This window comes from Paraburkholderia sprentiae WSM5005 (assembly GCF_001865575.2).
Taxonomy (GTDB): Bacteria; Pseudomonadota; Gammaproteobacteria; order Burkholderiales; family Burkholderiaceae; genus Paraburkholderia; species Paraburkholderia sprentiae.
The window spans coordinates 2,356,122-2,379,571 of sequence record NZ_CP017561.2 but is presented as its reverse complement, the minus strand read 5'-3'; the positions used below and the strand labels follow the sequence as shown (position 1 = coordinate 2,379,571).

The window sequence follows — 23,450 nt, the reverse complement described above, 5'->3', positions numbered from 1 at the left end:
CGGCGGGGCGGCTTGGGCGCGGGCGCCGCCGTCAGCGCAGTGAGCGCGCGGGGCTGTAACAGGAGGTAAAACGGGTTGGCGGCGCCGAGCGCGGCCACTTAGGATGCGCTGCTACGCGCGGCCCGCGCGCCTGTGCCGGGCCTTCGCGCGGGCGGGCCTGGCCGGGCCGTCCACACTGTCCTTCATCTTGCACGAGGCTCTGCTGCTCGTGCGCCATGCTCGCCTCGTTGCCGGAGTTTTCTCGGATGTCTGTCCCGACACACGGCGCGTTCCGCGCGCCTTTCGCCCGCGCTTTGGCTGGCGCCCGTTGTTTTTGCCGAAGCCGCCGCGTGCTCGCTTCGGCGTGGTTTGCCGCGCTCGCCGTGAACGTCGCTGCGCCGTTGCCCGCCGCCGCGAAAACGCCGCCGCCGAAGCCGGCGCTCGATGCATCGGCCGTCGCCGCGCCGGATAGCTACAGCGCCGACACCGCGCAGCAGATCTTCGCCGCAGGCGGCAACGCGGTCGATGCCGCGGTCGCGATGGCCTTCACGCTCGCCGTCACGCGGCCCGATGCCGGCAATCTCGGCGGCGGCGGTTTCATGACGCTGCTGGTCGACGGCAAACCGTATTTTCTCGACTATCGCGAGCGCGCGCCGCAGCAGGCCACCCACGACATGTACCTCGACGACAAGGGCAACGTGGTGCCGGGCATGAGCACGGTCGGTCATCGCGCGGTGGCCGTGCCGGGCACCGTCGATGGCATGTGGGAAGCGCAACGACGCTTCGGCAAGCTCAAATGGAAGCAGGTGCTCGCGCCCGCGATCCATTACGCGACCGACGGCTTCCAGGTCGACTCGCGGCTGCAGCAGCGGCGCGATGCGGCCGCGAAGCATTTCGCCGGCAAGACCAATTTCGAGGCCTATTTCTCCAATCTGAAGGCGGGCGCGACGCTGCGCCAGCCGGAGCTCGCGCAGACGCTCGGGCGCATCGCGAGCGACGGCGGCCGCGAGTTCTACGAGGGCCGTACCGCCAGCATGATCGCCTCGCAGATGTACGGTCACGGTCTGATCACCAGCCAGGATCTGCGCCAGTACAAAGCGCTGTGGCGTGAGCCGCTCGCCGCCGACTGGCACGGCTACCGCGTGATCACCGCGCCGCCGCCGAGCTCGGGCGGCATCGGGCTAATCCAGATGCTGAAGATGCGGGCCGATGTGCAGCCGGCGTTCGACGGCCTCGCGTTGAATTCGGCGCCGTACATCCATCTGGTCGCGCAGATCGAGGATCGCGTATTCGCGGACCGGCAGCGCTACGTCGCCGACCCGGACGCCTCGCCGGTGCCGGCCGCGAAGCTGATCGACGACGCCTACCTGGCGCAGCGTGCGGCCGAAGTCAAGGCCGACGACGCGCCCGGCGCCGAGTCGGTGAAGCCCGCTGTCGACGGCGCCGAGGCGACCGAGAAGGCGCAAACCACGCATTTCTCGGTGGTCGACAAGTGGGGCAACGCGGTCTCGAATACCTACACGCTGAACGGCGATTTCGGCTCGGGCGTCGTGGTGGACGGCGGCGGATTCCTGCTGAACGACGCGATGGACGATTTCGTGATCAAGCCGTCAGGCACCGGCCCAGCCTCGACACCCGGCGCGGTCTCGACACCCGGCGCCGCCGATGCCGAGCCGAACACGATCGCGCCGGGCCGCCGCCCGATTTCGTCGATGACGCCGACGCTGCTGCTGCTGAAGGACGGCAAGATCGCGCTGGCGATCGGCACGCCCGGCGGCTCGCGCATCCTGACGACGATCTTCCAGGTGATGACGAACCTCTACGACTTCGAGATGTCACCGACGGACGCGCTCGCCGCGATGCGTTTCCATCATCAACTGCTGCCGCAAAAGACGATCTACTTCGAGCCGTACCGTCCCGCGCCGGATGAGCTCGCCGCGCAACTGAAGGCGCTTGGCTATACGACCGAGCAGCAGCCTTTCAGCGGCGACGTGCAGATGATCCGCGTGGAGGGCACGACGCCCGAGCCCGCCAGCGATCCCCGTGGTGTCGGCGTGGCACGCGTGATACGGTAGACGGCCCGCCGGGCTATCGCGAGCGGGCGATATGCCGAACACGGGAAGCGCGATGAGCGAACAAAAACCAACCACACTCGTACTGCCGGGCTATTTAGGCTCCGGTCCAGGTCACTGGCAAACGCGCTGGGAAGCGCTCGACCCCGCGTTCGTGCGCGTGCAGATGCCCGACTGGGAGCACCCTTCGCGCGACGCCTGGTGCCGCACGCTCGCCGCCGCGCTTGACGCCACGCTTGACGCCTTCGACGCGCCGGTCACGTTCGCCGCCCACAGCCTCGGCTGCTTGACCACGGCGTTCTGGGCCTCGCGGTACGCGAGCGCGGCGCAACTCGCCAAGGTGGCCGGCGCGCTGCTGGTCGCCGTGCCCGATCCGGCCGAAGCGCAGTTCCCGCAGGATGCAACCGGCTTTGCGCCGGTGCCGCTCACGCGCCTGCCGTTTGCGACGATCGTCGTGGCGAGCAGCGACGATCCGTATGGCGGCGTGCCGTTCTCGCGAACCTGCGCGAACGCGTGGGGCAGCCGCTGGATCGGTATCGGCGCGCGCGGCCATATCAATGCCGAGAGCGGCCTGGGCGATTGGGACGAAGGGCGGGACTGGCTCGCTTCGCTGGCGGCGGTGCGCTGAAACTCGCCGCCTCGTCGGTCAAATCACCGATTTCCGCTTCAACTCCGCAATCGTCTGCGCGTCGTAGCCGAGCACGTCGCGCAGCACGCGCTCGGTATGCTCGCCGAGCAGCGGCGGATGGCTCAGCGCCTGCGGCGGCGTGCCGGTCATGTTGATCGGATTGCGCACGAGCTTGACCGTGCCGCCCGACGGATGCGGCAGATCCACCTGCATACCGCGCGCGACCACCTGCTCGTTGTCGAATACCTCGGCGAGGTTATTGATCGGCCCGCACGGCACGCCGGCCGCTTCGAGCGCCGCGATCCATTGCTGCTTGCCCTGCAGACGGACCATGTCCGCGAGAATCGGCACCAGCAGTTCGCGGTTGCGTACGCGCGCGGGGTTGGTCGCGAAGCGGTCGTCGTCGGCGAGCGCCGGGCGGCCTCCCACCTCGACGAACTTGCGGAACTGCCCGTCATTGCCGACCGCGACGATGATCCAGCCGTCGCTCGTCTGGAAGGTCTGGTAGGGCACGATGTTCGGATGCGCGTTGCCCCAGCGCGCCGGCGGCTGGCCGCTCGCGAGGTAGTTCGTATTCATGTTCGCGAGCATCGCGACCTGCACGTCGAGCAGCGCCATGTCGATGTATTGGCCAACGCCGGTGCGGTCGCGGTGCGTGAGCGCGGTCAGCACGGCGATCGTCGCATACATGCCGGTCATCAGGTCGGCGATCGCGACGCCGGCCTTTTGCGGACCGCCGCCCGGCTGAGCGTCGCGCTCGCCGGTAATGCTCATGAAGCCGCCGATGCCCTGAACGATGAAGTCGTAACCGGCGCGCTGCGCATACGGGCCGGTCTGCCCGAAGCCCGTCACCGAGCAGTAGATCAGGTCGGGCTTGACGTCTTTGAGCGATGCATAGTCGAGGCCGTACTTCTTCAATTGGCCGACCTTGTAGTTCTCGAGCACGACGTCGCTTTGCGCGGCCAGTTCGCGCACGATCCGCTGGCCCTCGGGCGACGCGATGTCGAGCGTGACCGAGCGCTTGTTGCGGTTCGCCGCGAGGTAGTAGGCGGCCTCGCGCGTGTCCGCGCCGTTCGGCGTTTTCAGATAGGGAGGCCCCCAGTGGCGGGTGTCGTCGCCGACCTCGGGGCGTTCGATCTTGATGACGTCGGCGCCGAAATCGGCGAGCGTCTGCGCGCACCACGGACCAGCGAGCACGCGGGTGAGATCCAGCACGCGGATGTGACTGAGAGCGCCCATATTCTTCAACGTCTCCTGATTGATGTATGCAGGCGGCGCGCGAGTTGTCAGGCGTTATTTCGCGCGAAGTTTCGTGCAAGCCATCTTAAGCGATTCGCGCTCGCGGGCGCAGTCAGCCGAACGTCATAGCGCGGCTCGCACGCTTGCCGATCCCGTATAATCAGCCGTTTAAGAAACAGACAGTTGGCGCCTCCCACCGACCGCCAGTCTCAGTCAGGACCCGTCAGGACCTTCCCCCGCACGCTATGAAAGCCGCCGAAATCCGCGAGAAATTCCTCAAGTTCTTCGAATCGAAGGGCCACACGATCGTCCGTTCGTCGAGCCTCGTGCCCGGCAACGACCCGACACTGCTCTTCACCAATTCGGGGATGGTGCAGTTCAAAGATGTGTTCCTCGGCGCGGAATCGCGTCCGTATTCGCGCGCCACCACCGCGCAGCGCAGCGTGCGCGCCGGCGGCAAGCACAACGACCTCGAGAATGTCGGCTACACCGCGCGTCACCACACGTTCTTCGAGATGCTCGGCAACTTCTCGTTCGGCGACTACTTCAAGCGCGACGCGATCCATTACGCGTGGGAACTGCTGACCGGGGTCTATCAGCTGCCGAAAGACAAGCTCTGGGTCACCGTCTACCAGGAAGACGACGAAGCGCACGACATCTGGGCGAAGGAAGTGGGCGTGCCGGTCGAGCGCATCATCCGCATCGGCGACAACAAGGGCACGCGCTACGCGTCGGACAACTTCTGGCAGATGGCCGACACCGGCCCGTGCGGCCCATGCTCGGAAATCTTCTACGACCACGGCCCGGACGTATGGGGCGGGCCGCCGGGGTCGCCCGACGAAGACGGCGACCGCTACATCGAAATCTGGAACCTCGTGTTCATGCAGTTCAACCGCGACGCGCAGGGCAACATGACGCCGCTGCCCAAGCAATGCGTGGACACCGGCATGGGCCTCGAGCGTATCGCGGCCGTGCTGCAGCACGTGCATAGCAACTACGAGATTGACCTGTTCCAGGCGCTCATTCAAGCCGCTGGCCGTGAAACCGGCGTGACCGATCTGGGCAACAACTCGCTGAAGGTGATCGCCGATCACATCCGCGCGTGCTCGTTCCTGATCGTCGACGGCGTGATTCCGGGCAACGAAGGCCGCGGCTACGTGCTGCGCCGGATCGTGCGCCGCGCGATCCGCCACGGCTACAAGCTGGGCAAGAAGGGTGCGTTCTTCCATCGCCTCGTCGCGGATCTGGTCGCGCAGATGGGCGACGCTTACCCTGAACTGAAGCAGGCCGAGCAGCGTGTGACCGACGTGCTGCGTCAGGAAGAAGAGCGCTTCTTCGAGACGATCGAGCACGGCATGTCGATTCTCGAGGCGGCATTGGCCGATCTCGACGCCAAGGGTGGCAAGACGCTCGACGGCGAACTCGCGTTCAAGCTGCACGACACCTACGGCTTCCCGCTCGACCTGACCGCCGACGTCTGCCGCGAGCGCGAAGTGACGGTCGACGAACCCGCGTTCGACGAAGCGATGGCGCGTCAGCGCGAGCAGGCGCGCGCGGCCGGCAAGTTCAAGATGGCGCAGGGCCTCGAATACTCGGGCGCGAAGACCACGTTCCACGGCTACGAAGACATCATCTTCGACGACGCGAAGGTCGTCGCGCTGTACGTGGAGGGCGCGTCGGTGCAGCAGGCGCAGGCCGGCCAGCAGGCGGTGGTGGTGCTCGATCACACGCCGTTCTACGCGGAGTCGGGCGGCCAGGTCGGCGACCAGGGCGTGCTCGCGAACGCCAGCACGCGCTTTGCGGTCGTCGATACGCTGAAGGTGCAGGCCGACGTGGTCGGCCATCACGGCACGCTCGAGCAAGGCACGCTGAAGGTCGGCGACATCGTCAAAGCGGAAATCGACGCGGTCCGCCGCGCCCGCACGGCGCGCAACCACTCGGCCACGCACCTGATGCACAAGGCGCTGCGCGAGGTGCTCGGTTCGCACGTGCAGCAGAAGGGCTCGCTCGTCGACGCCGAGAAGACCCGCTTCGACTTCGCGCATAACGCGCCGATGACGGACGAGCAGATCCGCCGCGTCGAGGAAATCGTCAATGCCGAAGTACTGGCGAACGCGCCCGGCATCGTGCGTGTGATGTCTTACGACGACGCGGTGAAGGGCGGCGCGATGGCGCTGTTCGGCGAAAAATACGGCGACGAAGTGCGCGTGCTCGACCTCGGCTTCTCGCGTGAGCTGTGCGGCGGTACGCACGTGAATCGCTCGGGCGACATCGGCTTGTTCAAGATCGTGATGGAAGGCGGCGTCGCCGCGGGTATCCGTCGCGTCGAAGCGATCACGGGCGACAACGCGGTGCGCTACGTGCAGGAGCTGGAAACGCGCATCAACGCGGCCGCGGCGGCGCTGAAGGCGCAACCGGCGGAACTCACTCAGCGCATCGGCCAGGTGCAGGACCAGGTGAAGGCGCTCGAGAAGGAGCTGAGCGCGCTGAAGTCGAAGATGGCGTCGAGCCAGGGCGACGAACTCGCGGGCCAGGCAATCGAGGTCGGCGGCGTGCACGTGCTCGCCGCGACACTCGAAGGCGCGGACGTGAAGACGCTGCGCGAAACGGTCGACAAGCTCAAGGACAAGCTGAAGAGCGCGGCCATCGTGCTCGCGTCGGTCGAAGGTGGCAAGGTCAGCCTGATCGCCGGTGTGACCGCCGACGCCAGCAAGAAAGTCAAGGCGGGCGAACTGGTCAACTTCGTGGCCCAGCAAGTGGGCGGCAAGGGCGGCGGTCGTCCGGACATGGCGCAGGCTGGCGGTACCGAGCCGGCGAAATTGCCGGCGGCGCTCGCGGGCGTCAAGGCCTGGGTCGAAGGGCAGCTTTGATTTCGAGGGGCGGCTAAGTTCGGCTCATCCGAACTCGAGCCGGGTTTGACGAAGGGGCCACGCGGCGCGCCAGCAGGATCGGCGCGTTGCGTGGCCCCTTCGCTTTTGCTGAGGCCGGCCGGGTTGCGCCGGACCGCGTTGCCGGCGCGGATTCAACGGTCAGACCGCATCCGCGTCCACTGACGTCACCCCATCCGCCTCGGCCGTTCCTTCCTGCGATGCCACCAGCGTGCGCCGCAGCGCATTGAGCGCCGACGAAAAATGCCCGCGTCGCCAGACCAGCAGCGTGTCGATCACGCCGATATCGGGCAACGCGTGCACCGCAATATTGCTCGTGTCGGTCTGCAGATCGAGCACCGAGCGCGGCGCGACCGCGACGCCCGCGCCGGCCGCCACGCACGCGACGATCGCGTGATATGAGCCGAGTTCCAGCACCCGCTGCGGCCGCATGCCGTGCTCCAGGTACCACTTCTCGATATACGTGCGATAAGCACAGCCGCGCTCGAACGCGATCAGTGTCGATAGCGCGATGTCGCGCACTTCGCGGATCGGCCGATGACCACGCGGCGTCAGCATCACGAGTTCCTCGCGGAAGATCGGCACGGTCTCGAACGGATCGCCGAGCGCGGCGGGATCGAGCGGCGTCGCGACCAGCGCCGCGTCGACCTCGAATTCGCGCACCCGCTCGATCAGCTTGCCGGTCGTGCCGGTCTCCAGTTCGAGCGCGACCGCCGGCCATTGCTGGTGATATTGCGCGAGCAGGCCCGGCAGACGCGTCGCCGCGACGCTTTCCATCGTGCCCAGACGCAGACGCCCGCTCGGACGATCCTCGCGCACCGCGTGACGCGCCTCGTCGGCAAGCGCGAGGAGTCGCTCGGCGTAGGGCAGCAGCGTCTCGCCGGCGGGCGTCAGCACGAGGCGGCGGCCATCGCGGATGAACAGTTCGGTGCCGAGCTGCTCCTCGAGCTGCTTGATGCGCGTCGTCACGTTCGATTGCACGCGATTGAGTTTCGCCGCGGCGCGCGTGACGCCGTTTTCGCGCACGACCGCGCGAAAGATGGTCAAAGCGGCCAGATCCATGATTCTCCCCTGGCGATGATTGGCATTCTAATTATTCATTTTTCGTGATCAGAAGGTCAAGCTAAGATGAATGCCTATCGTCGCCGTTGGACGTCCGATCATGAACGACCTTGCCTCGCGCGCATCCCAGCGCTTCCACGAACCCCATGCCGCCCGGCGCGCGGCGCTCGCCTGCATGGTGACGCTGGCCGTCGCGCTCGGCATCGGGCGCTTCGCATTCACGCCGCTGCTGCCGCTGATGCTGCACGGCGCCGCGCCCGGTCAGCCGCAGCTCGACATCCAGCACGGCGGTTGGCTCGCGTCGTTCAACTACGCCGGCTATTTCGTGGGTGCGATCACGTGCGCGGCGCTGCGGTTCGAGCCCGCCCGCGTCGTGCGCGCCGGGCTCGTCGCGACCGTGCTGCTGACGCTCGCGATGGGCGTCACTGGCCAGTTCTGGATGTGGGCGCTGGTGCGCTTCTTCGCCGGCGCGGTCAGCGCATGGACCTTCGTGTTCGCGTCGCAGTGGGGCTTGCGGCGGCTCGCCGAACTCGGCGCGCATGCGTGGAGCGGGGTCATCTATACGGGGCCCGGGGTGGGGATCGTCGGAACCGGTTTGCTCGTCAGCGTCGCGGGCGGCTATGGCGCGGTGGTCGGATGGATTGGCTTCGCGGTGATCGGCGCGGCGCTGTCGGTGCTGGTGTGGCCGGTGTTTGGCGACGCGCCGCGTGCGAGGGCTGCGGCCCCCGCTGTTGAAAGCCCAGCCGTCCCCAGACCCGCCGCCGGATCACGCGCGGGCGCAAACCAGCCGCCCCGCACCGCCGGCGTTCGGACGAGCCGCGCCGTACACCGCGCCGACACCTTCTGGCTGGTCCTGCTCTACGGTATCCCGGGCTTCGGCTACATCATCACCGCGACCTTTCTGCCGGTTATCGCGCGCCACGCGTTGCCCGGCTCGGCGTGGCCGGACCTGTTCTGGCCGATGTTCGGTGCCGCGCTGATCGTCGGCGCGTTGCTCGCCGCGCGCTTGCCCGTGCATTGGGACAACCGCGCGCTGCTCGCGGGTTCGTATGTGCTGCAGGCGCTCGGCATTGCGCTGGGCATCGTGTGGCCGACGGCGCCAGGCTTTTCGCTCGGCAGCATCATGATCGGCCTGCCTTTTACCGCGATCACGCTGTTCGCGATGCGCGAGGCGCGGCGTCTGCGCGGCGACGACGCGGCCGGACTGATGGGTTATGCAACGGCGGCCTATGGCATCGGTCAGATCGCCGGTCCGCTGGTGGCCGCGCCGATTGCGGCCCACACCGGATCGTTTTCGCTGGCGCTGTGGCTCGCCGCGGGCGCGCTGCTGGCGGGGGCGGCGGGGCTGATCGCGGTGACGCGCGTGCCGCGTGGCCCCAGCCGCGGTCGCATGCCGGATTGCGGTTGCAAATAACCACGTCGAAACACATCTCGCACCAGCGCACTAGAATGTAGCGCAGCATTCGCGCCGTTGCCGCCGCTTGCAGCGAAAGCGATGGGCGTGCCGTGCGCCGCGTGATCACGCCCCGCCACAAAACACGAGATAAAAGAGACGTCCCCCCGCCATGACCGAGTACCGTTTCTGCCCCCGCTGCGCGAAGCCTCTGACCGAACGCACCGACCCCGAGCATGAGGGTGGCCGCGTCCGTCAGAGCTGTCCCGATGCCGGATGCGGCTACGTCCATTGGAATAACCCGCTGCCGGTCGTCGCCGCAATCGTCGAGTACGAAGGCAAGATCCTGCTGGCGCGCAATGCCGCGTGGGCCGAAGGTATGTTCGCGCTGATCACCGGTTTCCTCGAAAATGGCGAGACGCCGGAGCAGGGCATCGCGCGCGAAGTGCTCGAGGAGACGTCGTTGCACGCGGAGTCGGTGGAATTGATCGGCGTGTATGAATTCATTCGCAAGAACGAGCTGATCATCGCGTATCACGTGAAGGCGCATGGGGCGATCGCACTGTCGCCCGAACTGCTCGAATACCGGCTCGTCGAGCCCGCGAAGCTGCGGCCGTGGCGCGCGGGCACCGGCCAGGCGCTCGGCGAATGGATGCGGCGGCGCGGTTTGCCGTTCGAATTCGTCGAGCGACCGGGGCAGTGACGCGCTCGGCCGGGCGAGCGGCAAACTCGGCCATCGCATGGACAGCCCGGCGAACCGATCATCCACGTCAACCAGCGGTCAATGAGCGCACGCTCAGGGAGAAAACGGCATGGCCTACATCTACTACCTGACCCATATTCAGCTGGGCTATGAAGCGCTGTCGCACCTGTCGTCCGAGTGCACGCGCATCGGTATCAAGCGGCCTCTGGTGATCAGCGACAAGGGCGTCGTCGCCGCCGGCATCGCGCGGCAGGCGCTCGACGCGCTGAAGCTCGGCGAGGTGCCGCTCTTCGACGACACGCCGTCGAACCCGACCGAGGAGATGGTGCTCGCGGCCGCCCGGATGTATCGCGACGAGCGCTGCGACGGGCTGATCGCGGTCGGCGGTGGTTCGTCGATCGATCTCGCGAAGGGCGTCGCGATCGCGGCCACGCATCCGGGGCCGCTCGCGCAGTACGCGACGATCGAAGGCGGCAGCGCGAAGATCACCGACGCGGCTGCGCCGCTGATCGCGATTCCGACCACGGCCGGCACCGGCAGCGAAGTCGCGCGCGGCGCGATCGTGATCCTGAACGACGGCCGCAAGCTCGGCTTTCACTCGTGGAATCTGCTGCCGAAATCGGCGTTGTGCGATCCGGGCCTCACGCTCGGCCTGCCGCCGGGGCTGACCGCCGCGACCGGCATGGATGCGATCGCGCACTGCATCGAGACCTTCCTCGCGCCGGCCTTCAATCCGCCCGCCGACGGCATCGCGCTCGACGGGCTCGAGCGCGCATGGGCCAGCATCGAGCGCGCGTGCGCGGACGGCAACGATCGCGACGCGCGCCTGAACATGATGAGCGCCTCGATGCAGGGCGCGATGGCGTTCCAGAAGGGCCTCGGCTGCGTGCATTCGCTATCGCATCCGTTGGGCGGCCTGAAGGTGAACGGCCGCACCTCGCTGCATCACGGCACGCTGAACGCGGTCGTGCTGCCCGCGGTGCTGCGCTTTAACGAGCGCGCGCCGAGCGTGGTGGCCGAGCGCCGCTATGCGCGCATGCGTCGCGTGATGGCTCTGCCCGAGCATGCGGATCTCGCGCAGGCGCTGTTCGACATGACGGCGCGGCTCGGTCTGCCGACCGGCCTGACGCAGATGGGCGTCGACGAAAGCATGTTCGACAAGGTCGTGCAGGGCGCGCTGCTCGACCATTGCCATCGCACGAATCCGCGCGAGGCAAGCGCCGACGACTATCGGCGCATGCTGAGCGAGTCGCTGTGACGGCAGCACCATGACCCGAGCACGCTAACGAGAAGGGGCCGCCGGGCCCCTCTACCCGCATTCCCGCATCCACCCACCGCCACGTCCGATGAACAAACCCGCCCCGGCCGGCCGCGCCGCGTATCCGCACTTTCTGCCGATCACCTCGCGCTGGATGGACAACGACGTCTACGGCCACGTGAACAACGTCGTCTACTACAGCTATTTCGACACCGTCGTGAACGAGTATCTGATCCGCGCGGCCGTGCTTGATGTCGAGCACGGCACGACGATCGGTCTCGTCGTCGAGACACAGTGCAACTACTTCGCGCCGCTCGTGTTTCCCGATCGCATCGATGCGGGCTTGCGGGTCGCGCGGCTCGGCACGTCGAGCGTGCGCTACGAGGTGGGGCTGTTCCGCGACGCTGACGCCGCGCCCGCCGCGCAGGGACATTTCGTGCACGTCTACGTCGATCGCGCGACGCGCCGTCCGGTGAGACTGCCGGCACAACTGCGCGCGGCGCTCGAGCCGCTGTGCGTCGCCGGGCCGGCGCAATAGTCGCGTGCAGTCGTTCATCATCACTCTGCTCAACGGCCTGAGCTACGGCCTGTTGCTGTTCATGCTGTCGGCCGGGCTGACGCTGATTTTCAGCATGCTCGGCGTGCTCAACTTCGCGCATGCGAGCTTCTACATGCTGGGCGCGTACGTCGGCTTTTCGGTGGCGGCGCGCGCCGGCTTCTGGAGCGCGCTGGTGGTCGCGCCGCTGGTCGTCGGTCTGCTTGGCGCGGCGCTCGAGCGCTGGCTGCTGCGGCGCGTGCGCGGGCACGGTCATCTACCCGAGCTGTTGCTGACGTTCGGCGCCGCGTATCTGCTCGGCGAACTGGTCAAGCTCGGCTGGGGGCTCGGTCCGTTGTCGGCAAGGATTCCGGCCGCGCTCGACGGTCCGCTGTTCTCGCTGTACGGCGCGGTCTTCACGCGCTATCGCGCGTTCATGATGGCCGTCTCGCTCGCGATGCTCGCGACGCTCGTCGCACTGCTGCGCGTATCGAAGACGGGTTTGATCGTGCGGGCCGCGCTCACGCATGCGCAGGCCGTCGAAGCGCTCGGCCATAACGTGCCGCGCGTGTTCACCGGCGTGTTCGCGGCCGGCACTGCGCTCGCCGCGCTGGCTGGCGTGATCGGCGCACCCCTGTTCGTGATCGAGCCCGCGATGGCGGAGTCGCTCGGCTCGATCGGGTTCGTCGTGGTCGTGATCGGCGGCCTCGGTTCGTTGAGCGGGGCGCTGGCCGCATCGCTGCTGGTGGGATGCGTGCAGACGCTGGCCGTCGCGAGCGATCTGTCGTTGGGCGACGTGATGTCGCTCGCCGGCGCGGCGCTGCCGCCCGAATGGGACGCGCTGACGCTCTCGCAGCTCGCGCCGCTGCTGCCGTATCTGCTGCTCGTCGCGGTGCTGGCGCTGCGGCCGCGCGGGCTCTTCGGACAGCGCGACGACCATGCGTAGGCGCAGCGGGTCGCCGGTCACGGTGCAAAGCGGGGTGCCGCCTCGCGGGCCCAGCCGCGCGCTCGCGCCATGGCTCGCGCTGGTCGCCTTTCTCGCCGTGCCGCCTTTGATCTGGCCGCATAGCTGGCTGCTCGCCTATCTCGCGCAAAGCGCGACGATGATCGTGTTCGCGCTGTCGTACAACCTGCTGCTCGGCGAGACCGGGCTGCTGTCGTTCGGGCATGCCGCGTATGCGGGCCTCGGCGCGCTGATCGCGGCGCGCGTGTTCAACGCGAGCGGCATGCCGCTGGTGCTGCTGCCGTTCGTCGGCGGCATCGGCGGCGCGCTGTGCGGCGTACTGTTCGGCTTCATTGCGACGCGCCGCGCCGGCACCGCGTTCGCGATGATTACGCTCGGGCTCGGCGAGCTCGTCGTCGCGGCCGCATGGACGCTGCCGGGCTGGTTCGGCGGCGAGGCGGGTGTCGCGATCGATCGCGCAAGCGGCCCGCCTCTGGCCGGCTGGCGCTTCGGACCGGCGCGCGAGGCCTATGCGCTGATCGCGCTGTGGTGCGTCATCGCGTGCATCGCGATGTTCGCGCTGTCGCGCACGCCGTTGATGCGGCTCGCGAAGGCGGTGCGCGACAACCCGGCGCGGGCGGCGGCGATCGGCTGTTATCCGCGGCGGGTTCGCTATGGCGTGGTGGTCCTGTCGGCGTTTTTCGCGGGCGTTGCGGGCACGCTCGGCCTGATCAATATCGAGCTCGTGTCGAGCGAGAGCGTCGGCATGATGCGCTCGGGGGCGGTGCTGATCGCGACCGTGATCGGCGGCACGGCGGCTTTTTTCGGGCCGGTCGCGGGCGCGATCGTGCTGACGTTTTTCAGCGTGGTGGTCGCGAGTGTCACGCGGGCCTGGCTGTTCTATCTGGGGTTGTTGTTTGTCGTCGTGGTCATGGTCGCGCCGGACGGGCTCGCGGGTTTTGGCGCGCGGCAGACGGCGCGGATCGCCGCCTATGGCTGGCGACGTTGTCGCGCCGCGTATCTGTGGAGCACGACGGCCGTGGCGCTGTGGCTCGCGGCCGTCGTGTTCGCGGTGCAGTGGGCCTATGCGGCGCAGTTCGGCGCGGATGAGGGCGCGGCGTTCGGGACCTTGTTCGGCGCCGGTGCCAGCGCGGCCCCTTATGTCACCGGCGCGCCGCTGCCAGCGCCGGTCGCCGCCTCGCCGCTGCATCTCGCGCTTACCCTAGGCACGCTGGCGGCACTGGCCGCGCTGAGCACCCGCCGCGCGCTGCGCGCCCATGCGCGCGTCGCCATCGACGCGCGCGCGGCACGATCGCCCGGGGCCGCACGATGATCCCCGCACTCGCGCTCTACGGCATCGAAAAGCGTTTCGGCCCGACGCCGATCCTGCGCGGCGTCGATCTCGCGATCGAACCCGGCGAGCGGCATGCGCTGATCGGCCCGAACGGCGCCGGCAAGTCGACGCTGTTCAATCTGATCGGGGGCGGCGCGCGGCCGAACGCGGGGCGTATCCATCTGTTCGGCGCGGACATCACGCGGCTCGCGCCGGCCGCGATCGCGCGGCGCGGCCTCGCACGTAGCTTCCAGCGCACCAGCGTGTTCGCGCGGCTGTCGGTATTCGACAACCTGCGCTGCGCGGCGCAACTGACCGAGCGTGATCGCACGCGCTGGTGGCAGCGTCTGAGCGGCGCGGCCGCGATCGATGCGCGCGCCGCCGAGGTCCTCGACGCGGTCGGCCTCGGTGCGCGCCGCGACGTCGCGGCCGGCACGCTCAGCTACGCGGAGCAGCGCGCGCTCGATCTCGGCATCGCACTGGCGGGCGGCGCGCACACGCTGCTGCTCGACGAACCGACCGCGGGGATGAACCGCGCGGAGGCGGCGCGCGCGATCGAGCTGATCCGCGACACCACCGCGGGCCGCACGCTGCTGATGGTCGAGCACGACATGGACGCGGTATTCGCGATCGCCGATCGCATTTCGGTGCTGGTGCAGGGGCGCATCATCGCAAGCGGATCGCCGGCCACGATTCGCGCCGATGCGGGCGTGCGTGCCGCCTACCTCGGTGAGCGCTTGGAGCAGGGATCAGCAGCAAGGGCTGGTGATGCAGCGGACGATGGAGCACGCCGATGAGCGCGCTGCTCGATGTTCGCGACCTGAACGCTTGGTACGGCGCGAGCCAGGCCTTGCATGGCGTCACACTCCGCATCGAGCCCGGCGAAGTGCTTGCGCTCGTCGGTCGCAATGGCTCGGGCCGCTCGACGCTCGCACGCGCGATCATGGGCCTCGTGCATTGCGACGGCGAGCTGCGTTTCGCGGGGCGTTCGCTCGCCGGTCTGCGCACGTTCGAGATCGCGCGGCTCGGGATCGGCTATGTGGCCGAACATCGCGACGTGTTCGCGACACTGAGCGTCCATGAAAACCTGCTGCTCGGCATTGCACCCGGTGCGGGCTCACGTGCGCGCGGCCGCGCGCCACGCTTCACGCTCGAGAACGCCTACGCGCTGTTTCCCGTGCTCGCCGAGCGCAAGGGAACACGCGCCGGCGCGCTATCGGGCGGCGAACAGCAGATGCTCGCGCTCGCGCGGGCGCTGCTCGGCGATCCCGATCTGCTGCTGATCGACGAGCCCGGCGAAGGGCTCGCGAGTCTCGTGATGCAGCAGGTCGCCGGCTGCCTTCATGCGTTGCGCGAGCGAGGCGTCGCGATACTGTTGATCGAGCAGCGTCTCGCGATCGCGCGGGACATCGCGAGCCGTGTCGCGGTGATGGGGCATGGCAAGATCGTGTTCGACGGCGCGCTGGCGTCGTTTCTGGCGCGTGACGATGTGATGCGCGAGTGGCTCGGGGTTGGCTGACGCGCGACACGCACCAGGCTAGTCAAGCATCTTTATTAATGATCCACTCGTGCACCGGATCGTTATGGAAATGCCAGACCCGCTGGCTGCCCGCCATCACGTTCAGATAATACGAATCGTAGCCATACGGCACGATGACGGGGTGATAGCCGCGCGGCACCATGACGACGTCGTGATCCTCGACGGCCATCGATTCGTCGATATCGCGCGAGTCGGTGTACACGCGCTGGAACGCGAAGCCCTGCGGCGGATCGAGCCGGTGGTAGTAGGTTTCTTCGAGCGAGCTTTCGTGCGGGACGTTGTCGGTGTCGTGCTTGTGCGGCGGATAGCTCGACGCGTGACCGCCCGGCGTTCTCACTTCGACCACCAGCAGCGATTCCGCCGGTTCGCTCTGCGGAAGAATATCGCACACGTAGCGCGTATTCAGCGATTTGCCGCGCGTCGAGCGCTTCATCGACGCAGGTTCGATCAGCCGCGCCGGATACTCGCCTTTGGCCGGCGCGCTCGCGACACCCAGCTCCGCGTCGCGGCACGCGCGCACCGTTGCGCGCAGATTCGGCGGCAGATACACCGCGTAGGGCGCCGCGTCTTCGAACACGCTATCGCGCGAACCGAGCGAACGCCAAGTCGTGTCTGCGGTTTCGATGTCGACCGCGCCGCTCAGCACGACGATGCAGGTTTCGCGCGCCGGCTCGAACACGTACACGAGTTCGTTCGCGCCGAGCCGGTACGCGGCGAATCCCACATAGCGCCAGCAGGCCGACTGCGGCGTCACGCGCGCGATCGTCTGGCCTTCGCGCTCTGCCTTCACCAATAAGCTCATGCTGCCTCCTTGCCGAGCGGCGCATCGACGAGCGCCCGCAACGTTCTATAGCCCTTCTGTGCATACTCGAACGACGGCGCGACCACCGGGTCCTGCTCCGCCTCGACGACGAGCCAGCCGCAATAACCATGCCGCTTCAAACGCTCGATCAGCGCCGGAAAATTGACCGCGCCGTCACCGGGCACCGTAAATGCACCGGCGATCACTGCATCGAGAAAACTCCAGTTGCGATTGCGCGCGAGCTTCATCACGGCGGGGCGCACGTCCTTGCAATGCACGTGGCAGACGCGCGCGATGTGTTTGTCGAGCACCGCCACCGGATCGCCGCCCGCGAACGTGATGTGCCCGGCATCGAACAGCAGCCCGACGGCGTCGCTGGTGCGCGCCATCAACTGATCGACGTCGGCCGGCGTTTCGACGTACGCGCCCATATGATGATGATAGGCGAGGCGAACGCCGCGGCTCAGCGTATAGCGTGCGAATTCATCGACGCGTGCCGCGTACGCGGCCCATTGCGCGTCGCTGAAATAACGCGGCCGTTGATACAGCGGGCGCGGCGCGCCCTGGATCGAATCGGCGACTTCGCCATACACCATCACCGTCGCGCCGTTGCGCGCCAGCAGCTCGAGATGCGCGCCGACCGCGTCGATTTCCTGCGCGACACTGCGTTGAGCCAGTTGTCCCGAGTACCAGCCGGACACGAGTGCGAGGTCGTATTGCGCGAGCAGGGTCTTCAGCGCTTCAGGCTCGCGGGGAAACTTGTTGCCGAGTTCGAAGCCCTGATAGCCGATCTGGCGACCCTCGGTCAGCGCGACTTCGAGCGGCGTCTCGCCGCCGAGCGACGGCAGGTCGTCGTTCATCCACGATAGCGGGTTGATGCCGATGCGTATGTCGAAAGCAGTCATGCCGGAGTCCTCGTGGTTCTCACTCGTGATCGGTGCCTGGTGACGGCGAAGGTGTTGCGGGCGGCGCCGCGCGCGCGGCGAGCTGTGCGTCGTACTTCGCGCGGGCCTCGCGCACCTCGGTGCGCGTCGACACTTCGGGCACCGCGACTTCCCACCACCAGCCGCCGTCTTCGGTGGTGCGAGCCGGGTCGGTATCGATGCTGATCACATACGTGCCCATCGCCGCGCGCGCGCGTTGCAGCGCCGCTTCGAACTCCGCGAGATCGCCCGCGTGTTCGGCTTGCGCGCCGAGCGCGCGCGCATGCGCGGCGAAGTCGATGCGCGGCACGCCTTCCGGTCCGTGCGCGCAATCGTCGAGCAGATTGTTGAACGGTGCGCCGCCGCACGCCTGTTGCAGTCGATTGATGCAGCCGAAGCCGCGATTGTCGAGCACGACGACGATCAGCTTCGCGCCGAGCATCACCGAGCTCGCGATCTCGCTGTTCATCATCAGATAGCTGCCGTCGCCGAGAATCACGATCACCTCGCGCTCGGGCCGCGCGAGCTTCACGCCGAGGCCGCCCGCGATCTCGTAGCCCATGCACGAGTAGCCATATTCGACGTGGTACGCGCCGGGCCGGCCCGCGCGCCACAGCTTGTGCAGTTCGGCGGGCAGCGTGCCGGCCGCGCAGACGACGATGTCGTGGGTCGCGGAGTGCGCGCTCGAACGCTGCACCGCGCCGATCACGTCGCCCTCGTAGGGCAGCACCCCGTCGCGTTGCGGCGCATGCGTGAGCGTTTGCACGGAGTCGCGCCAGCTCGCCGCGAGCTTGTGCGCCCGCGCGGTCCACGTGCGCTCCGCGTGCCAGCCTTGCAGCGGCCCGGCGAGCGCATCGAGCGCGAGCTTCACGTCCGCTTCGACGACGAAACCGCGATGCTTGAGCGCGTCGAAGCCATTCGCGTTGATCGCGATCACGTCGGCTTGCGTGAACAGCGTATTCGATCCGGTCGTGAAGTCCTGCAGTCGCGTGCCGAGCGCGAGCACGCAGTCGGCGTCATGCGCGAGCGCGTTGGCCGCCGGTGAGCCGGTCACGCCGAGCGCGCCCGCATTCAGCGGATCGTTCCATGCGAGCGAGCTTTTGCCGGCCTGCGTTTCCGCGACCGGCACCCCATGCGCGCTCGCGAAGCGGTGCAGCGCGTCGGCCGCGCGGCCGTACAGCACGCCGCCGCCCGCGACGATCAGCGGACGCTTCGCGTGCCGCAAGCGCCCGCACGCGGCGTCGATATCGTCGCTACGGGGCGCGGGCGCTTGAAAGCGCACGACACGCGGCGTAAAGAAGTCCTCCGGAAAGTCCCACGCCTGCGCCTGCACGTCCTGCGGCAGCGCGAGCGTGACGGGGCCGCACAACGCGGCATCGGTCAGTACGCGAAGCGCGCGCGGCAACGCGCTCAGCAATTGCGCCGGATGCACGATGCGGTCGAAGTAGCGCGACAGCGGCTTGAACGCGTCGTTCGCGGACACGCCGCCGTCGTTGAAATCCTCGAGCTGCTGCAACACCGGATCGGGCGCGCGCGACACGAAGATATCGCCGGGCAGCAGCAGTACCGGCAGCCGGTTCACGTGCGCGAGCGCGGCCGCGGTCAGCAGATTCGTGGCACCAGGACCGATCGACGTCGTCACGGCCATCATGCGGCGGCGAAAGTGCGCCTTCGCGTAAGCGATCGCGCTGTGCGCCATCGCCTGCTCGTTGTGCGCGCGCAAGGTGGGCAGTGCGTCGCGATGCTGATACAGCGCCTCGCCGATGCCCGCGACGTTGCCGTGGCCGAAGATCGCGAATACGCCGCCGAACAGCGGCTCGACGCCGTGGCCGTCTTCGCTCGCGACGCGTTGCGCGGCCAGATAGCGCACGAGTGCCTGCGCCATCGTCAGGCGAATCGTGCCGCCGCTCCCCGCAGGCGCATGAGCTTGCGTCGCGCCGCCGGCGGATGGGGTGTCGTCCTGCATGATGCGCTCGTTCATGCGGCCTGCTCCTGATGAACGTGACGAGGCGTGCCGTGCGCCGTCGGTTCGCCGCGCGCGCCGCGCCACGCGGCGATCAGCGTTTCGAAGGTCTGGCGCACGCGCGCGATCAATTCGTCGTCGCCGATGTCGCCGGCGAGCCACGCATGGCTCGGTTCGTGAAAGATCGTGCGGCCGACCGTGAAGCCGCGGCACGTTGCCGCTTGCGCGGCCGCGCGAAAGCCTTCGCTCAACTGCTCGACCGCTGCCGACAAACCGAGCAGCACGACGCCGCGGCAATACGGATCGCGCTCGGCGATCAGCGCATCGACGGCCTGCCATTGCGCGCGGTCCATCGGTTCGAGCTTCCACCACTCGGGGTAGATGCCGAGGTTATAGATGCGCTTGAGCGCGCGATACACGAGGTCCGGTCCTTGTGGCAGCGACGCATGCTTCGGCGGGATCACTTCGAGCAGCAACTCGTGGCCGCTTGCCTGCGTCGCGTCGTACAGCGCGCGCAGTTGCGCTTCCTGTTCGAGCCGCTGCTCGATCGGCTCGTCGGGATGAAGCTGCACGAGGCATTTGACGACGTGTTCCTGCGGCCACGCGATCAGCGTGGTGCCGATCGAGCGGCCATGATCGAACACGAGCGGCACCGAGCCGGGCAACTCGACCGGGCGGCCGATCCACCAGCCGCGGCCGGTCGCGGCGTTCAGCGCGTCCTGACCATAGCGGTCGTCGATCAGTACGCCGATTCGACCCTGCAGGTTCAGCGCGCGTTCGGTCTGCGCGACCGCTTCGACGAACAGGCACTTCAACGAGGCGATGCGCGCTTCGTCGGCGCCGGTCTGCTGCGCGAGCTCGAAGAACGGGTTGCGATGATCGAACGCGAAACCGAGCACTTCGTGCCACGCTTTGCGCGCCGGCGATACGCGATGCAATCGTGCGAGCTTCGCGTCGAGATCCGGGCGGCGCATGCGCTGCGGATCGGCTTGCGCTTCGCGCAGGAAGTAGTCGAGCTCGGCCGGGGTCGGCATCGCCGGCGCGCAGCCGTGCCGCGACACGACCAGCGCGCCGCTCGCGTTCGCGGCGCGCGCGCAGGCGTCGAGCGGCTGATCGCGCAGCCAGCCGGACAGGAAGCCGGAAGCGAACGCGTCGCCAGCGCCGAGCACGTTCAGCACGTCGACTTCGACGCCGCCATGAATCGGCGCGGCGTCGAGCGATGCAGGCACCTCGCCGTCGATGATCTGACAGCCGAGCGGCCCGCGTTTGAGCACCAGCGTGGCCGGCGTCACGGCGCGCACCATCGCGAGCGCGTCGCGGAGTTCGGTCTTGCCGCCGGCGATGCAAAACTCTTCCTCGGTGCCGATCACGAGATCGAACAGCGGCAGAATCCGCTGCAAATGCGCGCTCACGCCCTCGCTCGCCACGAAACGCGTCTCGCCGTCGGCCTTGCCCGTGAGTCCCCACAGCACCGGCCGATAGTCGATGTCGAGCACGGTGCGCACGTCGTTGCGGCGCGCGTATTCGAGCGCACGGCGGCTCGCGCGATTGACCTGCTCGGTCGAGAAGTGCGTGCCGGTGATCAGCAGCGCTTTGGACGACGCGATGAACGCCTCGTCGAAATCGGCCTCGTCGACCGCCATGTCCGCGCAGTTCTCGCGGTAGAAGATCAGCGGAAACGTGTCGCGATCCTTCAGCCCGAGCAGCACGAGCGCGGTCAGCCGTTCGTCGTCGATGCGCACGTGGCTGACGTCGCAGCCTTCCTTCGCGAGCGTTTCGGTCAGGAAGCGCCCCATGTGATCGTTGCCGACGCGCGCGAGCATGGCCGCGTCGAGCCCGAGCCGCGCGCAGCCGAACGCGATGTTCGCCGACGAGCCGCCGAGATACTTCGCGAAGCTCGACACGTCTTCGAGCCGCGCGCCGACCTGCTGCGCGTAAAGATCGACGGCCAGCCGGCCGAGGCACACGATGTCGCGCGCACGCCCCGGCGCGAACCGTCCGCTTGCTGCGATGCCGCTAGAGGTGCTGGAGTGAGCCATGAATAGTCCTGAGTAACAGTGCGCGGTGGCCGGCCGGGCGCACCACATCGAGGCCGGCCGTGCCGCGCGAATCGGTCAGATCGTCGCGCCTTCGAGTTCGCCGATCATCTTTTGCATCTCGGCGCCGCCGGCCATCATGTCAAGCACTTCGTCCTTGCTGATCGTCTGTTTGGTGAAGGTGCCGAGCGAGCGGCCGCGATTGAGCAGTGTGAACGAGTCGCCGATCGGATACGCGTGATGCACGTTGTGCGTGATGAAGATCACCGAGATGCCCTTGGCGCGCGCTTTATGGATCAGCTTCAGTACGTTGAAGCTCTGCTTGACGCCGAGCGCGGCGGTCGGTTCGTCGAGAATCAGCACGCGCGCGCCGAAGTGAATCGCACGCGCGATGGCCAGACATTGACGCTCGCCGCCCGACATCGTGCCGATCGGCTGATGCGGGTCGCGCACGTTGATGCCCATTTCGGCCAGCTTGTCGCGCGCGGCGCTCGCGCAGGTTTCGAGGTCCATCACCTTAAGAAAGCCGAATAGCTTTCTCTGCGGCTCGCGGCCCATGAAGAAATTGCGCGCAACCGAAAGCAGCGGAACCAGCGCGAGATCCTGGTAGACGGTTGCGATGCCGAGATCGAGCGCGTCTCTCGGCGAGGTGAAGCGCACCGGTTTGCCGTCCACCCGGTAGGTGCCTTTGCTCGGCTGATACACGCCCGCGAGCGTCTTGATCAGCGTCGACTTGCCGGCGCCGTTGTCGCCGAGCAGGCAATGCACTTCGCCGCGCTTGAGCCGCAGCGTGATGTCGTTCAGCGCGATGATGTTGCCGAAGTAACGGCTGACGTTTTCCAGCGACAGGATGATGTCGTCCGCGTTCTGCTCGGGGGTGCTCATCGTGAACCTCCTTCTAGCGCGACGCCGCGACGCGGCCACGCACGTAGTGGTTGAACAACACGGCGAACAGCAGCATCACGCCGAGGAACACGCGGAACCAGTCGGAATCGACGTTGGTGTACGTGATGCCGATCTGCACGACGCCGAAGATCAGGGCACCGAAGCATGCGCCGACCACCGAGCCGTAGCCGCCCGTGAGCAGCGTGCCGCCGATCACCGCGGCGATGATCGCCTCGAACTCCGCCTGCAAACCGCGGTCGGCCGCGGCCGACCCGATGTCACACACCTGCAGCACCGCATACAGGGCCGAGCAGAACGCCGTCAGCACGAACAGCGAGATCTTCACGCGACGCACCGGCACGCCGACGTTCTTGGCCGCGTTGGCATCGCCGCCGACCGCGAAAATCCAGTTGCCGAAGCGGGTCTTCGCGAGCGTGAACGCGCACACCACGGCGAGCACGAGCCACCACAGCAGCACCTTCGGAATGCCCGGCACGAGCGGCGTGCCGTTGTCGAGCATCTTCACGAGGCCGAGGTGGCCAAGCCACACGAACAGACCTCGGAACGCGACGCCCTGAAAGAACGTGTGCGCGAACCAGTCCTGACGCGCGACGTCGCCGACGCCGGAGATGATCGTGCGATCGGCGAACATCACCGACAGCGCGAGCGTGAGACCGCGCAGAATGAACAGGAATGCCAGCGTGACGATGAACGACGGCAGGCGCGTGCGCATCACCAGATAGCCGTTGAGCGCGCCGAGCAGCATCGAGCCGACGAATGCGAACACGATCGCGAGCCAGATCGGCCAGTGAAAGTACATGGTCGGCAGCGCGACCATCATGCCGGCAAAGCCGATCATCGAGCCGATCGACAGATCGAACTCGCCGGCGATCATCAGCAGGCAAGCGCCGACCGAGATCAGGCCGAGATAGGCGGCGACCTGCGACCAGTTCATCACGCCGTCGAGGTTGAACATCCCCGAGTTGCCCGCGGCCACGCCGAACACGATGAACACCATCACGGTGCCCGCGAGCGCCGCGAATTCCGGCCGGCCGAGCAGATGGCGGAACCAGGATTCCTCGCGCACGCGTTCGTCGGCGCTGGCCGGCGACGAAGCGGACAGCGAGCCTGACTGTGCCGGATCCTGCGGATCGGGCGGCGGTTGCTTGCGGTGATGGGGATGAAACAGGTCGGCGACACCCATTGAAGCTCTCCTTGATACGCCCGCGACCGGCGGATCGGCACGATGCCGTGGGCGTTTGCGAATC

The 23,450-nt window shown here is 67.7% G+C and carries 19 protein-coding genes; 11 read left to right on the top strand and 8 right to left on the bottom strand.

Annotated features, from left to right (window positions below; translation table 11 throughout):
- The first annotated feature begins 245 nt into the window (after window positions 1-245).
- Both ggt and BJG93_RS10810 read left to right on the top strand, forming a co-directional pair.
- Window positions 246-2,054: a gamma-glutamyltransferase gene (gene ggt, locus BJG93_RS10815; protein WP_027198278.1), complete on the top strand. Its 1,809-nt coding sequence runs from the start codon at window positions 246-248 to the stop codon at window positions 2,052-2,054.
- A gap of 52 nt (window positions 2,055-2,106) precedes the next feature.
- Window positions 2,107-2,679: an RBBP9/YdeN family alpha/beta hydrolase gene (locus BJG93_RS10810; protein ID WP_027198277.1), complete on the top strand. Its 573-nt coding sequence runs from the start codon at window positions 2,107-2,109 to the stop codon at window positions 2,677-2,679.
- 18 nt (window positions 2,680-2,697) lie between these two features.
- Here the strand turns inward: BJG93_RS10810 and BJG93_RS10805 are convergent, their stop codons facing one another.
- Window positions 2,698-3,918 carry a CaiB/BaiF CoA transferase family protein gene (locus tag BJG93_RS10805; RefSeq protein ID WP_027198276.1) on the bottom strand — a complete coding sequence of 407 codons (1,221 nt, stop codon included), beginning with the start codon at window positions 3,916-3,918 and terminating at the stop codon, window positions 2,698-2,700.
- A gap of 245 nt (window positions 3,919-4,163) precedes the next feature.
- On the opposite strand from BJG93_RS10805, the gene alaS reads away from it, so the two are divergent.
- Complete coding sequence (gene alaS / locus BJG93_RS10800; RefSeq protein WP_027198275.1) at window positions 4,164-6,788, top strand: alanine--tRNA ligase; 2,625 nt, start codon at window positions 4,164-4,166, stop codon at window positions 6,786-6,788.
- A 159-nt stretch (window positions 6,789-6,947) separates the two neighbouring features.
- Here alaS and BJG93_RS10795 read toward each other — a convergent pair whose 3' ends face one another.
- Window positions 6,948-7,868, bottom strand: coding sequence for a LysR family transcriptional regulator (locus BJG93_RS10795; RefSeq protein ID WP_027198274.1), 921 nt, complete (start codon window positions 7,866-7,868; stop codon window positions 6,948-6,950).
- A gap of 100 nt (window positions 7,869-7,968) precedes the next feature.
- On the opposite strand from BJG93_RS10795, the gene BJG93_RS10790 reads away from it, so the two are divergent.
- The 8 genes from BJG93_RS10790 to BJG93_RS10755 all read left to right on the top strand — a co-directional run bounded on the left by BJG93_RS10790 (window position 7,969) and on the right by BJG93_RS10755 (window position 15,552).
- Window positions 7,969-9,282 (top strand): YbfB/YjiJ family MFS transporter, encoded by a 1,314-nt coding sequence (locus BJG93_RS10790; protein ID WP_027198273.1) that lies wholly within the window; start codon window positions 7,969-7,971, stop codon window positions 9,280-9,282.
- A 151-nt stretch (window positions 9,283-9,433) separates the two neighbouring features.
- Window positions 9,434-9,964 carry an NUDIX domain-containing protein gene (locus BJG93_RS10785; RefSeq protein WP_027198272.1) on the top strand — a complete coding sequence of 177 codons (531 nt, stop codon included), beginning with the start codon at window positions 9,434-9,436 and terminating at the stop codon, window positions 9,962-9,964.
- 109 nt (window positions 9,965-10,073) lie between these two features.
- The gene (locus BJG93_RS10780; RefSeq protein WP_027198271.1) at window positions 10,074-11,222 is read left to right on the top strand and encodes an iron-containing alcohol dehydrogenase; all 1,149 of its coding nucleotides are present in this window, start codon (window positions 10,074-10,076) and stop codon (window positions 11,220-11,222) included.
- An 88-nt stretch (window positions 11,223-11,310) separates the two neighbouring features.
- On the top strand, window positions 11,311-11,760 hold the full coding sequence (locus tag BJG93_RS10775; protein WP_027198270.1) for an acyl-CoA thioesterase: 450 nt from the start codon (window positions 11,311-11,313) through the stop codon (window positions 11,758-11,760).
- Between the two features lie 4 nt (window positions 11,761-11,764).
- A complete protein-coding gene (locus tag BJG93_RS10770; protein WP_027198269.1) occupies window positions 11,765-12,703 on the top strand; it encodes a branched-chain amino acid ABC transporter permease in 939 nt (312 codons plus the stop codon).
- Window positions 12,696-14,033 (top strand): branched-chain amino acid ABC transporter permease, encoded by a 1,338-nt coding sequence (locus tag BJG93_RS10765; RefSeq protein WP_167544143.1) that lies wholly within the window; start codon window positions 12,696-12,698, stop codon window positions 14,031-14,033. The genes BJG93_RS10770 and BJG93_RS10765 overlap by 8 nt, the downstream gene beginning before the upstream one ends.
- Window positions 14,030-14,830, top strand: coding sequence for an ABC transporter ATP-binding protein (locus tag BJG93_RS10760; RefSeq protein WP_071336510.1), 801 nt, complete (start codon window positions 14,030-14,032; stop codon window positions 14,828-14,830). Before BJG93_RS10765 ends, BJG93_RS10760 begins: the two co-directional genes overlap by 4 nt.
- Window positions 14,827-15,552 (top strand): ABC transporter ATP-binding protein, encoded by a 726-nt coding sequence (locus tag BJG93_RS10755; protein ID WP_027198266.1) that lies wholly within the window; start codon window positions 14,827-14,829, stop codon window positions 15,550-15,552. Before BJG93_RS10760 ends, BJG93_RS10755 begins: the two co-directional genes overlap by 4 nt.
- Before the next feature lie 22 nt (window positions 15,553-15,574).
- On the opposite strand, the gene iolB is transcribed toward BJG93_RS10755, so the two are convergent.
- The 6 genes from iolB to BJG93_RS10725 all read right to left on the bottom strand — a co-directional run bounded on the left by iolB (window position 15,575) and on the right by BJG93_RS10725 (window position 23,386).
- A complete protein-coding gene (gene iolB / locus BJG93_RS10750) occupies window positions 15,575-16,375 on the bottom strand; it encodes a 5-deoxy-glucuronate isomerase (RefSeq protein WP_027198265.1) in 801 nt (266 codons plus the stop codon).
- A complete protein-coding gene (gene iolE, locus BJG93_RS10745) occupies window positions 16,372-17,280 on the bottom strand; it encodes a myo-inosose-2 dehydratase (protein ID WP_027198264.1) in 909 nt (302 codons plus the stop codon). The genes iolB and iolE overlap by 4 nt, the downstream gene beginning before the upstream one ends.
- 19 nt (window positions 17,281-17,299) lie before the next feature.
- A complete protein-coding gene (gene iolD, locus BJG93_RS10740; RefSeq protein ID WP_027198263.1) occupies window positions 17,300-19,279 on the bottom strand; it encodes a 3D-(3,5/4)-trihydroxycyclohexane-1,2-dione acylhydrolase (decyclizing) in 1,980 nt (659 codons plus the stop codon).
- Window positions 19,276-21,300, bottom strand: a complete 2,025-nt coding sequence (locus BJG93_RS10735; protein WP_027198262.1) for a bifunctional 5-dehydro-2-deoxygluconokinase/5-dehydro-2-deoxyphosphogluconate aldolase — start codon at window positions 21,298-21,300, stop codon at window positions 19,276-19,278. Before BJG93_RS10735 ends, iolD begins: the two co-directional genes overlap by 4 nt.
- A gap of 75 nt (window positions 21,301-21,375) precedes the next feature.
- The gene (locus BJG93_RS10730; protein ID WP_027198261.1) at window positions 21,376-22,182 is read right to left on the bottom strand and encodes an ATP-binding cassette domain-containing protein; all 807 of its coding nucleotides are present in this window, start codon (window positions 22,180-22,182) and stop codon (window positions 21,376-21,378) included.
- 13 nt (window positions 22,183-22,195) lie between these two features.
- Window positions 22,196-23,386, bottom strand: a complete 1,191-nt coding sequence (locus BJG93_RS10725) for an ABC transporter permease (RefSeq protein ID WP_027198260.1) — start codon at window positions 23,384-23,386, stop codon at window positions 22,196-22,198.
- Between the last annotated feature and the right edge of the window lie 64 nt (window positions 23,387-23,450).